Genomic DNA, 13,138 nt, shown 5'->3' on the forward strand with positions numbered 1-13,138 from the left:
TATAAAAATAAAGTTGAATTATGTCTAACCAAGCCTCCACGCCCCTGCGGCGCGTCAGCATCCTGGCCATCGACCGGGTTTTCGCTTCCACCCTCATGCAAGCCAAGGATTTCTTCCATCTCGCCAGCCTGCGCTACGGCAAACAGCTGGGCCAGGGCCTGACACCGGCGTTCGAAACCCGCCTGGTCAGCCCCGATGGCAAGCCGGTCAACACCTTCAGCGATGTGATGATTCCGGTGGACGGCGGACTGGAAAACGCCGACATCATCGTTCTTCCCGCGTTCTGGGACGATTTCGACAACCTCAGCAAACGTTACCCGCAAATCCTGCCCTGGCTGCGCCAGCAACATGCACGCGGTGCCGTACTGTGCGGCGAGGCCACTGGTGTTTTCTGGCTGGCCGAAGCCGGGCTGCTCAATGGCAAGGAAGCGACCACTTACTGGCGCTTCTTCAATGCCTTCGCCGAACGCTTCCCCAAGGTCCAGCTCAATCAGGACAAACACCTGACCGATGCCGACAACCTGTACTGCGCCGGCGGCACCACCTCGGCATGCGACCTGTACATCTACCTGATCGAGCGCTTCTGCGGCGCCAACGTGTCCCAGGCCGTAGCCCGAGACATCCTCTATGAAGTGCAGCGCAGCTATTCACCAGGACGGATTGGATTCGGCGGGCAGAAACTGCACCAGGACGTGATCATCCTGCAGATCCAGCACTGGCTCGAAGAACACTTCGCCGACAAGTTCCGTTTCGAGGACGTCGCCCGCGAACACGGCATGAGCATCCGCAACTTCATGCGCCGCTTCCAGACCGCCACCGGCGACAAGCCACTGCATTACCTGCAACGCCTGCGCATCGAAACCGCCAAGGGCTTGCTGTCCGGCAGCCGCAAGAGCATCAAGACCATCAGCTACGAGGTTGGTTATGACGATGCGAGCTTCTTCGCCCGGCTGTTCCGCCAGCACACGGAGTTGTCACCGAATCAGTATCGGCAGCAGTTTCAGCAGGCGGCGTAATCACAGGCATACAAATGCCCCCCAGTGGGAGCGAGCTTGCTAGCGATAGCGGCGCATCAGTCACATCAATACTGAATGTGCCGCCGTCATCGCGAGCAAGCTCGCTCCCACACAGACTTTGGTGAGCCCAAAGAGGTTCTTCCGCGCACAAAAAAGGCCTGCATTTGCAGGCCTCTTTCATTTTCCGAACTGTCTTACGGCTTGTGCGCCCTGGACAGGAATTCGTGGGATTGCATTTCCAGCAGTCGGCTGAGGGTACGCTGGAATTCGAAATTCAAGCGCCCGCCGGTGTAGAGATCCTTTAGCTCGACTTCAGCAGAAATGATCAGCTTCACGTTACGGTCGTAGAACTCGTCGACCATGTTGATGAAGCGTCGGGCGATGTCGTCGGTGGTGACGCTCATCTGCTCGACATCGCTGAGCAGCACGGCGTGGAAGATCTTGCCCAGCTCGATGTAATCGTTCTGGCTGCGCGGGCCGTCGCACAGTTCACGGAAGTTGAACCAGGCCACGTCATCACAGGTGCGCAGGGCACGGATTTCGCGGTTTTCGATCATCAGCACGTCATTTTCGACCGCTGCCGTGCATTCCGGTGTCAGTGCACGGAAGCTCTTGCGCAGGCTTTCGTTGGCGGCTTCGTCGAGTGGATAGTGGAACAGCTCGGCCTGTTCGAGGTGACGCAGACGATAGTCGACGCCGCTGTCGACGTTGACGATCTCGGTATTCTGCTTGATCAGCGCAATGGCCGGCAGGAAGCGCGCGCGTTGCAGGCCGTCCTTGTACAGGCCATCCGGCACGATGTTCGAAGTCGCGACCAGGGTTACGCCGTTCTTGAACAGTTCTTCCATCAGGGTGCCGAGGATCATGGCGTCGGTGATGTCGGAAACGAAGAATTCATCGAAGCAGATGACCCGGGCTTCGGTGGCGAAGCGCTTGGCGATGATGGTCAGCGGGTTTTTCTCGCCGCCCAGGGTTTTCATCTCTTCGTGCACGCGCTTCATGAATCGGTGGAAGTGGGTGCGGGACTTTTCCTTGAAGGGCAGCGCTTCGAAGAAGGTGTCCACCAGGTAAGTCTTGCCGCGACCTACGCCGCCCCAGAAATACAGGCCCTTGACCGGGGTCTGATCCTTCTTGCCAAACAACTTGCCCAGCAGGCCCGGCTTGTTTTGCTCGGCCGCGACCAGGTCGTCGTACAGGCGCTGCAAATGACGCACGGCAGTTTCCTGCGCGGCGTCATGGAAGAATTCCGGGCGTTTCAGATCAGCTTGATATCGTTCTAGGGGCGTCATAATTCGTTAGCAAGGCAACAAAAACGGGCCGACACTGTAGCGACGACCCCGAGGAATGGCAATCGGCCCTTGGTCGGGCCGAACCGTTGTTTATTCCTGAACCGGCGTCAGGGCAATGCGCAAGGCTTCGATGGCAGCGTCACGGGCGGCGCTGTCGGCAAACGCCGGGCTGTCGGCAACGCACTCGCCTTCCAGCCAGACACTGAAGCCCAGGTCTTCACTGCGCACGTCCAATGCCTGGCCCGCTTGCAGTTGCTTGGTCACCTGCCCGGCGGTTTTACCGTCGGCGAAGTTGCGCGACAGCAGCAGTTGTTCGCCATCTGCCGCCAGCAGACGGAAGCGGAAACTGCCGTCGTCTTCACGGAAGCTGACAAAACGCGCAGCCTTCACGGCTTTCTTCTTGGTGGTCGCCGCCACTTGAGTCTGGGCAACGAAGGAGCGCAGGCCCACCGCTTCACGCAGTTCGTTGAGGAAGGGTGTCGCTACCGCACGGGCCTTTTTCGCGCCGTGTTGCAGGATGTCCTCCAGATCCGCCGGGCGCTCGATCAGCTGGTTGTAACGCTCGCGGGATTCGCCCAGTTCGTTGTCGAGCAACTGGAACAGACGATTCTTCGCCTCGCCCCAACCCAGGCCCTGCAACAGTTCGCTGCGGAACTCGTCGGCTTGCGCCGGGGTGGCGAACGCCTGGAACAGGGTGAGCAGGTGCGAGTTGTCCGGATCCTTGGCTTCGCCCGGTGCGCGGGAGTCGGTGACGATCCGCGAAATCGCGTCCTTCATCTCTTTGGCACTGCTGAACAGCGGAATGGTGTTGTCGTAGCTCTTCGACATCTTGCGGCCATCCAGGCCCGGCAACGTGGCGACGCTCTCTTCGATCAACGCCTCGGGCATGGTGAAGAACTCTTTGCCCTGGCCAAAAAGATGGTTGAAGCGCTGGCCGATGTCCCGCGCCATTTCCACGTGCTGGATCTGGTCACGACCGACCGGCACCTTGTGCGCATTGAACATCAGGATGTCCGCGGCCATCAGCACCGGGTAGCTGTAAAGGCCCATGGTGATGCCTGCATCCGGGTCCTCGCCGGTCTCGACGTTCTTGTCCACCGAAGCCTTGTAGGCGTGGGCGCGGTTGAGCAGGCCCTTGGCGGCGACGCAGGTCAGCAGCCAGGTCAGTTCGGGGATTTCCGGGATGTCGGACTGGCGGTAGAAGGTCACGCGGTCGACATTCAGGCCACCGGCCAGCCAGGTCGCAGCGATTTCCAGACGCGAGCGCTGGATGCGCAGCGGGTCATCGCACTTGATCAGGGCGTGGTAATCCGCCAAAAAGTAGAACGAGTCGGCATTGCTGTCACGGCTGGCCAGGATCGCCGGGCGGATGGCACCAGCGTAGTTGCCCAGGTGCGGCGTGCCGGTGGTGGTGATGCCGGTGAGGATACGGGTACGAGTCGTCATGGGTAATCGCTTGTCAGACTGCAATCAATTCGAGAGACGCGGCAGGATCAGATCCTTGAGATCGGTCAGCTTGCCATGAAAAAAGTGTCCGCATTCTGCCACTTTCAGCAGCTCATGGGGACGTTCAAGCGTGTCGGACCATTGGTAAACCAACTGCGGATCGATCACTTCGTCGGTTTCCGGCTGGATCAGGGTCAGTTCGCCCTGCTGTGGCAGTGAGTCCTGAGCGCTCAGGCGCATGACCGCCGGTGCGACCATGAATAGATGTTTGAGCGGTTCGCCCTTCGCTTCCAGGCGTCCGCCAAGACTTGCTGCAACAAACCCACCGAAGGAGAAACCGAACAGGGTCAGTGGCAATTGCGGGTGTCTGGCGCGAAACCATTCGGCCACAGCCTGGGCATCATCGACTTCGCCGGTGCCCATATCATGTGTACCTTCACTGGCACCCACCCCGCGGTAGTTGAAACGCAAAGTAATCAAACCGGCATCACGCGCGGTGCGCTGCAGGGTCGAGACCACTTTGTTGAGCATGGTGCCGCCCTGCACCGGGTTCGGATGGCAGATCAGCGCCAGGCCACGCGCCTGCTCGTTGTCCAGGTACAGTGCTTCCAGTTGACCCACCGGGCCATCAATCACTACAGGGGTTTCACGCATAAGCAAGGAAGGAACTCCGTGACCTCGGATCAGGTCGACTCGTCTAGCAAATTGTCTGTGGCTGTCTATTGCGAGTGAATCGCGGTATACAGCGCAGGTTCGAGCCGTTAACGTAAAGCAAAGCCGTTTATAGAGGAAGGACTCGTGGAACACTCGCTCTTAGTTTGGTTGTTACCGACTCTTGCCCTGGTTGTGGGTGTCGCCATTGGGTTCCTGATCGCTCGCGTTGCACCGAACGCCGCGCCCAGCCGCACGCAGCGTCAGCTGGACGATATTCAGGAACGTTTCGACAGTTATCAGAACGAGGTGGTGACCCACTTCAACAGCACCGCGACACTGGTCAAGAAACTGACTCAGAGCTATCAGGAAGTGCAGGACCATCTCGCCGAGGGCGCCAACCGCCTGGCCCTGGACGAACAGACTCGCCAACGCCTGCTGGCTTCCCTGCACGCTGACGCGGCGCAGGCACCCCGTGAACGCCTGACGCCACCGCGCGATCAGGAGCCGCCTCGCGATTACGCACCGAAAGCCCCGAACTCGCCGGGCATGCTCGATGAGCATTATGGCCTGAAGAAGTAATCAGCTTTCGCGCCATACAAAAAGCCCCCGGACTTTCACTGGTCCGGGGGCTTTTTTGTTTCTGTCTGTTCCAGATTTCTGCTGCCTGGTCTGGCCTCTTCGCGGGCAAGCCTGCTCCCACAATGGTCGATGTCGTACACAAAATCTGCATCCAACACATGACCTGTAGGAACGGGCTTGCCCGCGAAGGGGCCGGAACTGACGACAAAAAAAAAGCCCGTCCGATCCGTAGAAGATCGAGCGGGCTTTTCTACGCCTGGGGTTCAATCAGACGATCAAGGGTACTGCTGAACCTGACCTTGCTGCTGACCACCATACTGCTGGCCCGGAATCGCCTTGAGGTTGACCTCTACACGGCGGTTCTGCGCCCGGCCATTGGCGTCGCCGTTGCTGGCAACCGGGCTATCCGGACCGGCGCCACGGGCGCTCAGATTGGCACCGCTGACACCTTGCGAGGTCAGGTAGGTTGCCACGCTCTGGGCGCGACGCTGGGACAGGTCCATGTTGTGCTGGCGGCTGCCGGTGCTGTCGGTATAGCCGACGATCTCGATCTGGTTCTGGTTGAACTCTTTGAGCGAGCCCGCCAGGTTGTTCAGCGGCTGATAGAAGCTTGGGGCAATGTTCGCCGAATCGGTAGCGAACGTGATGTTGCCCGGCATGATCAGCTTGATCTGGTCGCCCTGGCGTTGCACTTCAACACCGGTGTTGGCCATGCTGGCGCGCAGCTTTTTCTCTTGCTGATCGGCGTAGTAACCGTAACCGGCGGCGGAAGCACCGACCACCGCAGCACCGATCAGTGCGCCCTTGCCACGGTTATCGTGGTTGATCGCAGCACCGGCCAGCGCACCGGCCAGAGCGCCGAGGCCACCGTATTTCGCGGTTTTGCTCATGCCTTGGGAGCTGCCATCCGCCTGACCCTGCGGCTGACCGTCATAAGGGTTGGGCGAGGCACAGCCGGACAGTACGGCCACGGCAGTAGCGACAATCATCAAACGACGCATGGTGAACATGTAAAGCTCCTACTTTTTTTGCATTCTGTGGTGCAACGGACCAAGGCATCAGCCTTTGCGGGCGTTGGATCATGTTAACGGGTAAAAATTCCGAATGTTACAAATCAGCCCCGAACAAAGGGGTTTTCGCGCATTTCATCGCCCAGACGGGTGTCCGGACCATGCCCGGTCACCACGGTTGCGTCTTCGTCGAGGGTGTACAACCGCTGCTTGATCGAGCGCACGATGGTCGCCTGGTCGCCACCCCACAAATCCGTGCGTCCGACGCCGCGACGAAACAGGGTATCTCCGGCAATCAGCAGCTTGGCCTCGGAAAACCAGAAGCTCATGGAGCCCGGCGTATGACCTGGCGTGTGCAGCGCCACGCCGCAACCGCAGGCCAGTTCTTCATCATCGGCCAGCCAGCGATCCGGGGACGGCACCGGGGTATAAGGAACGCCGAACATCTGGCACTGCATTTCCAGGTTGTCCCAGAGAAACTGGTCTTCCTTGTGCAGATGCAGCGTCGCGCCGGTTTTCTCCTTGAGTTGACCGGAAGCCAGGAAATGATCGAGGTGGGCGTGGGTGTGAATGATGCTGACCACTTTCAGCCCAAGGGCATCGAGACGCGCCAGGATCAGCTCATGATTGCCACCCGGATCGACGACGATGGCCTTTTTCGTTACCGGATCGCCGATGATCGTGCAGTTGCACTGCAACGGGCCGACGGGGAAGGTTTCGCGAATGAGGGTGGGTTGCTGGGACATCGGCGGGGCCTGCTCGATAAACGGGGGATGAGTGATTTTCTCACAATTGAGTATCCAGCCAATGGCCGCGATGTGTAACGTGAAAAATCCTTAACCCAGTACCCCCAATTCCTTGGCTCGCGCCACCGCCTGCGTACGTCGCTCGACCCCGAGCTTGCTATTGATATGGCTGGCGTGGGTCTTGACCGTGTGCAGGGAAATAAACAGCTGATCGCTGATTTCCTGGTTCGAACAGCCCCGGGCGATCAATCGCAGGACCGCCATTTCCCGGGTGCTGAGTTGCTCCGCGGCTGCACAGGACTCCAGCCCGGGACGGGCAGCCAATGCCGGCAGTTTTTCACTGAGGCTCAGGGAAACGGGGGTTGGCGGACAGCTTTGAAGCTGCCCACGCAGCCAGTCCGGGTGCTCGGCCAACAAGCCCTCGAAGGGTTGCAGCACCCCTCCGCCGGCGGCGTCCAGCGCCTGGGCCAGCGCCTTGCGTGCTTCCGGTTCCCGTCCACTACCCAGCAACAACGCCACTTTCTGGGTCAGCGCCATGGCGCTGAGCATCTGCCGACCGCTTTGCTGGCCATGTTCGAGCAGTGCATTCAAACGCCCTTCGGCCAGCATCGGTTGGCCCTGGATGACGTCGAGCAAGGCTTGTTGCAATTCGATATGCAGCGGCAATTGCGGGTGGAACTCCGGTGGTGCCGCCGCGTTTTCGCCGTTATAGGTCTGTCCCAGACGCGCCAGCCAGGCTTCGGCCAGATCGGTGCGCCCCTGGGCCAGCCAGAGTTCACATTTGACCAGGGTGATCATGGCCAGGTAGTAGATCGGTGGCACATCCCAGATGTGCATGAGCCGTTCGGCTTCGGCAAGTTCGGCAAAGGCCTTGGCGAACTCGCCACTGCTGCCTTCCAGCCTGGCAATCACGCAGTGGCCGATCAGCACGCTGATGTCACGGCAGGCGCGCGCCTCGCTCAAACCGGCCTGCAATCGCACCCGCGCCAATTGCGGCTGCATGCGCAGGGCCAGCAAAAAGCCCTCGTACAAGGTCAGCCGGGCGCGAACTGCATATAGCCGTTGCGCAGGCAAGCTCTGCAGGCGCTGCATTCCCTGACGGACTTCTTCCAGCGCCCGACAGATTTCCCCGCGTGCTTGCAACACCCGGGCGCGGTCGTAGTGCGCCAGTGCTTCGAACAAGGGGTTCCCGACCCGTTGCGCCAACTCCAGCGATTCGCGGTTCAATCCCCGTGCCCGCCACAAATCGCCGTCGGCAATGGCGAGGTTGGACAGGGTCGAAAGGCACATCAGGCGCTGGCCGTAACGCTTGGACGGAAGACTTTCCAACGCTTCGCGGCAGTACCGCAGCGTCAGTTCGCGGTTGCCGCGTCCACGGGCAATGATGCCGCTCAACGCCAGCCATTGCGCGAGCATCGACTTCTGTGCGGTGGCCGACGGAGCAGGCAGGAAACGGCTCAAATGGCTGGCCAGCTCTTCGGCGGCATCCAGTTGGCAAGCCATCCCCAACGCCCAGCTATAAAGCACGATCAGCCGCGGCGTGCTGATCAGCAAGCTGTCAGGCAAGTCCATTTTCCAGCGCAGCAACATGCCGACATTCTGCTCGGCCAGCAGCTGCTCTTCGGAGAGGTTCTGCACCAGGTTCGCCGCGACGTCCAGGTGACCGGCGCGCAAGGCCTGCTCCACGGCCTCATCGAGCAGTCCTTGGGCATTGAACCAGCGGCAGGCACGCAGGTGCAGGCTGGCGGCCGGCACCATCGACTGGGAAGTCGGGCGCGTGCGCAACAGATCGGAAAACAGGTGGTGGTAACGATACCAGTGGCCGTGCTCGTCCAGCGGCACCAGGAACACCTGGTGGGCGAGCAGGAAGCGCAGGATTTCCCCGCTGTCATGGGCGTCGCGAACAGCGTCGCACAGTTCGCTGCAAAAACGTTCCTGGGGCGCCGTGTCGTAGAGGAACGACTGGACCTCGGCGGGCAGGCAATCGATGACCTCTTCGAGCAGGTAATCGCGGATCAGCCCTTCCCCGCCGTGCAAGGATTGCGGCAGCGCGCCGTCGGTACCCGCCTCCGAGGCGGCCAGCAGCCAGAAACGCAACCCCGCGACCCAACCTTCGCTGCGCTGGATCAGGTTTTCCAGCGCTTCACCGCGCAAGGAACTGCTGTGCCGGTCGAGCAGGCTCAAGGCCTCGTCGTGGGTCAGGCGCAGATCCTGTTCATGCAATTCAAGCAGTTGTCGCGACAGCCGCAGCCGCGCCAGATGCCAGTCGGGACGTTGGCGACTGGTGACCATCACTAGCAAGCCATCAGGGAGATGATTGAGGAAAAATTGCAGGCAACGGTCCAGTACCGGCCCCTGGGCCAGATGGTAATCATCCAGCACCAGCAGCAATGGCGTCGCGGTAGACAAGTGCTCGGCCAATTCGTCGAGCAGGCCATCCAGCCATTCTTCGAATGCGAAAGGCTGATGGCGCTGGCGCATTTTCAACAGCCCGAGCGATTGCCTGCCCAGGTGCGGGAAGTAGTCCTGGAGGCCTTCCAGCAGGCGCTCGAGAAAACGTCCCGGGTCACTGTCTCGCGGGCTCAAACCCAGCCAGAGACTTTGCCAGTGCGCCGGCAACCCCTGACAAAACTCCACCGCCAACGAACTCTTGCCGAACCCTGCCGGTGCGCTGACCAGCAATAACCTGCCACCGAGCCCGGCACTCAGGCGCTCGCACAAACGTGGACGCAGCACATGGCCGTCGGGCAACGGCGGGCGGAAGAAGCGCCCGTCGAGTGTCGCGACAGCAACGTTTGCAGAACCTGGGGATGTAGACAAATCAGTCATAGCCGGCTCTTGTTTGAATTGCGGGTGGCGGCGTTGCAGATGTCCGCAGACTAGCCGTAAACGGATAGGGAATGAAGGTAATTGCTACAAATGGCTACAAAAAGTCTACAAGCAAAAAAAACGCCCCGAACCAGTCGGGGCGTTTTCAGAGGGTGCGGCCTCTACTCAGTTCACTTTAGCGAACACCATCCTGACGCAAGGCGGCCGGGGTGAAGTCGCTGGTGGTGGCAGTGAAGCCGAAGTCATAAGCCGACTTCTCTTCGTTCTTCATGCCCAGCGCCAGGTAACGACCCGATTGCAGGTCGTACAGGGTTTCAAGGGCATACCACGGCACTTGCTTGTCGTAGTAGTTCTCGGCATGGGCCTCGGCGACGCGCCACAGTTGACCGCGACCGTCGTAATGGTCGATGACCGCTGCCTGCCAGGTGTCTTCGTCAATGTAGAAGTCACGCTTGGCGTAGATGTGACGCTGACCTTCCTTCAGGGTGGCAACTACATGCCACACACGACGCAATTCGTAACGAGCCAGGTCCTGGTTGATGTGACCGGCCTTGATGATGTCGGTGTACTTGAGCTTCGGATCGTCGAGCTTGTAGGCATCGGAAGCGATGTACATCTCTTTCTTGCCTTCGAGCTTCCAGTCGTAACGATCCGGTGCACCGTTGTACATGTCCAGGTTGTCGGAGGTACGCAGGCCATCGGCTGCGGTACCCGGGCCGTCATAGGACACTTGCGGCGCACGGCGCACACGACGCTGGCCGGCGTTGTAGACCCATGCCGAGCGCGGCTCCTTGACCTGGTCGAGGGTTTCGTGAACCAGCAGTACACCACCGGCCAGACGCGCCGGCGCGGTCACTTTCTGCTTGAAGTAGAACAGGATGTTGCCCGGGTTCGCCGGATCGTAGTCCTTCATCTTGTCGCGGAACACGAACTGGTCCTGGAAGTACACCAGGCTGAACGAGCCGTTCGGCTGTGGCGTGGCCTGGGTTACCAGACGGGTCACGCTGCCCCCGCGATAGCGGGTGATGTGGTTCCAGATGACTTCAACGCCGCTTTTCGGGATCGGGAACGGAATGGCGGTTTCAAAGTTCTCCAGGCCGTTGCCGCCGGACACCAGCTTGGTGTTGGTGGCGTTCTTCTTGATGGAGGCGAACACCTCATCCGGCACGGTGGCACCGCGGTGGGACGGATAGACCGGCATCTTGAAGGTTTCCGGGTAGCGCTTGAACATCGCGTACTGACCCGGGGCAAGCTTTTCCTTGTACTGGTCGACGTTCTGCGCCGTGATGGTGAACAGCGGTTTTTCACCCGGGTACGGATCGGACAGGAAGCCCTTGCTGTCGACCGCTCCGGCGTTCTTCGGCAACGGTTTCCAGGTCGGAATCGAACCGTCGGCGTTACCCGCCATTTCAGCGCCCATCGGGGTCAGGCTCTTGCCCAGTTTGTCGGCTTCGGCCTGGGGAACCGCTGCGATGACGCTGGTCGCCAGCAGTGAAAGCCCCAGAACACCGGCGTGGAACAGACTCTTTGTTATTTTCATATGTTCGTTCGTCCTGAAAATTCAGTGCTTAGAAGTTCACGCCGAGGCTGAGCGCAACGAAGTCGCGGTCATCCACGGTGGTGTACCTGCCGTCGAAGAAGTTGGTGTAGGCCAGGCTCGCGGTGTAGGTGTTCTGGTACTCGGCGTCGACACCCAGGCTCACCGCCTTGCGGCCTTCCTCGAAGTTGCCGCCAGGCCCAGGGGAGTAGCCTTCCACGTCATGAGACCAGGCTACGTTTGGCTTGAGGTTCACACCGGCAAACACGTCGTTGTATTCCCAGATGGCACGACCGCGGTAGCCCCATGAAGTCGCGGTGGTGAAGCCTTCGTCGGTGCAGTTGCGGCTGCGGTTGTTGGTCGGCGTACCCGGGCCGGCACCGCTGATGGTGCTGTTGTTGAGTGTCACGCAGGTATTGAGCGCGCCAGAGGCTGGCAATTCACCCGGACCGTAGACCGGATCGCGGCCATAACGAACGTCGGAAGTGCTTTCCAGGCCGCCAACGTGGGTCACGCCCACTTCGCCCACCAGGGTCAGACGGCTGGCGCCCATGACCTGATCGAAGAAGTGCGTCAGGGTGGTCTGGAACTGGGTGACTTCCTTGCGACGATACCCGTGCAGGTCCTGACCCGGCACGCCGGTAAGCAGCGATGCATTGGTCAACGGGTTGTTCGGGTTGTTATTGCCTATAGGACGAACACCGGAGAACAGGATGTCGGTGGAGTTGAGCTGCACCGGAGCGTTCGGACGGTAGCTGATCTCACCGCTCCACGCCGTACCGGTAGGCAGGGTGGTGGAGAAGCTCAGGCCGTAGAGGCGGATGTCTTCCGGGTATTCGATGAAGTACTGCGAATTACCCGCCACCAGCAATGGCGCCAGTGCGGCGAACGGGCCGCCCTGGAGGGCCGCTGCAGTGTTGTAGACCGACTGCGGCGCACCGGTAGCGCTGAAGATCGGCGCACGGCTGTGGTAATTCATGAAGTAGGCGCCGAACTCTGTGTCCAGCGGATCGAACATGTACTTGAGGGACGCGCCCCACTGGCCGCTGTCGCGGGCATCGCGATCGGGGCCACGACGCACCAGAACACCCTCATTGTTGACGTCGACGCCGTTGGCGGCCAAAGGCCCCAGGGCAATGGCCGGAATTTGCGAGCGCTTGGCCAGTACGCGCAGGTTGTCGTCGCAGCCGTCGGCAACGATGTCTGGCTGGGAGAAGAACGTGCCGCAGTTGTCGACAACGGTCTGGTCCCATTCAATTTGGTAGAACGCTTCGGCCGAGAGGTTTTCGGTCAGGCTCTGGGACACATAGAACATGTTGACCGGGATCAGGCCTTCCTTGATCTCGGCCCCCGGACGGCGGAACGCGGACACGTCGATCGGGTTGATCGAGTTGATGCCGCCACCGATGAATGTACTTTCCCCCCAGCTCACGACCTGCTTGCCCAGACGCACGGAGCCTGGCTGATCGGCAATGGAGTAGTTGTGGTAGACGAAGGCGTCGAGGATCTGGCCGCCAGCAGACTTGGCGCCTTCCTTGCGGTTGTCGTCGCTGATGTCCTTGAACGGACGGCTTTCGTCCTTCAGTTCAAAGTCGTACCAGTATTTGCCACGGACGAAAACACCGGTATCGCCGTATTTCAGTTCAAGGTCATGGATGCCCTTGAAGATCTTCGAGAAAGTTTCCCCGCTCTTGAAGTTCAGGTGACCGTCATCAGAAGTCTGGGACAGACCCTTGCCGCCGTTGTTGACACCGATGAGGTTCTTGTTGGCACTTTCGGTAGACCAACTGGCACCGATCGACAGGGATGAGTCGAACTGACCTTCGATTTCACCGACGTTGAAACTGACGCCGAATGCTGGCCCGGCGAGCGTAGAGGCAAGACTGACAGCCAGGGGCAGTTTCGCCCGGCGCCAGAACTGGTTTGCTGATGTCATCGACGCTACTCCATGTGCATTTTATTTTTATGGCAAGAGCACTTCTAAAAACGCTGTGGATAACCGGGAGCCATGGCATCCCAAAGTCATTCCAAA

10 protein-coding genes are annotated in these 13,138 nt (G+C 60.1%); 2 read left to right on the forward strand and 8 right to left on the reverse strand.

Translation table 11 applies throughout. The features are described 5' to 3' along the window. Nucleotides 1-95 precede the first annotated feature (95 nt). Nucleotides 96-1,016, forward strand: a complete 921-nt coding sequence (locus J4D25_RS20545; protein ID WP_174245557.1) for a GlxA family transcriptional regulator — start codon at nucleotides 96-98, stop codon at nucleotides 1,014-1,016. Nucleotides 1,017-1,210: 194 nt separating this feature from the next. Here J4D25_RS20545 and zapE read toward each other — a convergent pair whose 3' ends face one another. From zapE to J4D25_RS20560, 3 genes are all read right to left on the reverse strand, one after another. Next, nucleotides 1,211-2,305: a cell division protein ZapE gene (gene zapE, locus J4D25_RS20550; protein ID WP_007998226.1), complete on the reverse strand. Its 1,095-nt coding sequence runs from the start codon at nucleotides 2,303-2,305 to the stop codon at nucleotides 1,211-1,213. Nucleotides 2,306-2,395: 90 nt separating this feature from the next. After that, nucleotides 2,396-3,751 carry a tryptophan--tRNA ligase gene (locus J4D25_RS20555; protein WP_057713349.1) on the reverse strand — a complete coding sequence of 452 codons (1,356 nt, stop codon included), beginning with the start codon at nucleotides 3,749-3,751 and terminating at the stop codon, nucleotides 2,396-2,398. A 24-nt stretch (nucleotides 3,752-3,775) separates the two neighbouring features. Next, nucleotides 3,776-4,405: an alpha/beta hydrolase gene (locus J4D25_RS20560; protein WP_057713348.1), complete on the reverse strand. Its 630-nt coding sequence runs from the start codon at nucleotides 4,403-4,405 to the stop codon at nucleotides 3,776-3,778. Between the two features lie 144 nt (nucleotides 4,406-4,549). On the opposite strand from J4D25_RS20560, the gene J4D25_RS20565 reads away from it, so the two are divergent. Then, on the forward strand, nucleotides 4,550-4,984 hold the full coding sequence (locus tag J4D25_RS20565; RefSeq protein ID WP_008045970.1) for a YhcB family protein: 435 nt from the start codon (nucleotides 4,550-4,552) through the stop codon (nucleotides 4,982-4,984). Between the two features lie 275 nt (nucleotides 4,985-5,259). Here J4D25_RS20565 and J4D25_RS20570 read toward each other — a convergent pair whose 3' ends face one another. From J4D25_RS20570 to J4D25_RS20590, 5 genes are all read right to left on the reverse strand, one after another. Beyond that, on the reverse strand, nucleotides 5,260-5,994 hold the full coding sequence (locus tag J4D25_RS20570) for an OmpA family protein (protein WP_057713347.1): 735 nt from the start codon (nucleotides 5,992-5,994) through the stop codon (nucleotides 5,260-5,262). 104 nt (nucleotides 5,995-6,098) lie between these two features. Continuing rightward, nucleotides 6,099-6,740 (reverse strand): MBL fold metallo-hydrolase, encoded by a 642-nt coding sequence (locus J4D25_RS20575; RefSeq protein WP_057713346.1) that lies wholly within the window; start codon nucleotides 6,738-6,740, stop codon nucleotides 6,099-6,101. Between the two features lie 90 nt (nucleotides 6,741-6,830). Further along, complete coding sequence (locus J4D25_RS20580) at nucleotides 6,831-9,569, reverse strand: LuxR C-terminal-related transcriptional regulator (RefSeq protein ID WP_057713345.1); 2,739 nt, start codon at nucleotides 9,567-9,569, stop codon at nucleotides 6,831-6,833. A gap of 175 nt (nucleotides 9,570-9,744) precedes the next feature. Beyond that, nucleotides 9,745-11,109 (reverse strand): DUF1329 domain-containing protein, encoded by a 1,365-nt coding sequence (locus tag J4D25_RS20585; protein ID WP_057713344.1) that lies wholly within the window; start codon nucleotides 11,107-11,109, stop codon nucleotides 9,745-9,747. 28 nt (nucleotides 11,110-11,137) lie between these two features. Beyond that, nucleotides 11,138-13,042 carry a DUF1302 domain-containing protein gene (locus J4D25_RS20590; protein WP_057713343.1) on the reverse strand — a complete coding sequence of 635 codons (1,905 nt, stop codon included), beginning with the start codon at nucleotides 13,040-13,042 and terminating at the stop codon, nucleotides 11,138-11,140. Nucleotides 13,043-13,138: the final 96 nt, after the last annotated feature.

It is taken from the genome of Pseudomonas sp. GW456-L13 (assembly GCF_017350115.1).
Taxonomy (GTDB): domain Bacteria; phylum Pseudomonadota; class Gammaproteobacteria; order Pseudomonadales; family Pseudomonadaceae; genus Aquipseudomonas; species Aquipseudomonas jessenii.

Excerpts from the sequence above, each read along its gene's own strand:
- J4D25_RS20545 (WP_174245557.1), top strand. The coding sequence starts at position 96 with ATGCAAGCCAAGGATTTCTTCCATCTCGCCAGCCTGCGCTACGGCAAA.
- zapE (WP_007998226.1), bottom strand. The coding sequence starts at position 2,305 with ATGACGCCCCTAGAACGATATCAAGCTGATCTGAAACGCCCGGAATTC.
- J4D25_RS20555 (WP_057713349.1), bottom strand. The coding sequence starts at position 3,751 with ATGACGACTCGTACCCGTATCCTCACCGGCATCACCACCACCGGCACG.
- J4D25_RS20560 (WP_057713348.1), bottom strand. The coding sequence starts at position 4,405 with ATGCGTGAAACCCCTGTAGTGATTGATGGCCCGGTGGGTCAACTGGAA.
- J4D25_RS20570 (WP_057713347.1), bottom strand. The coding sequence starts at position 5,994 with ATGTTCACCATGCGTCGTTTGATGATTGTCGCTACTGCCGTGGCCGTA.
- J4D25_RS20575 (WP_057713346.1), bottom strand. The coding sequence starts at position 6,740 with ATGTCCCAGCAACCCACCCTCATTCGCGAAACCTTCCCCGTCGGCCCG.
- J4D25_RS20580 (WP_057713345.1), bottom strand. The coding sequence starts at position 9,569 with ATGACTGATTTGTCTACATCCCCAGGTTCTGCAAACGTTGCTGTCGCG.
- J4D25_RS20585 (WP_057713344.1), bottom strand. The coding sequence starts at position 11,109 with ATGAAAATAACAAAGAGTCTGTTCCACGCCGGTGTTCTGGGGCTTTCA.
- J4D25_RS20590 (WP_057713343.1), bottom strand. The coding sequence starts at position 13,042 with ATGACATCAGCAAACCAGTTCTGGCGCCGGGCGAAACTGCCCCTGGCT.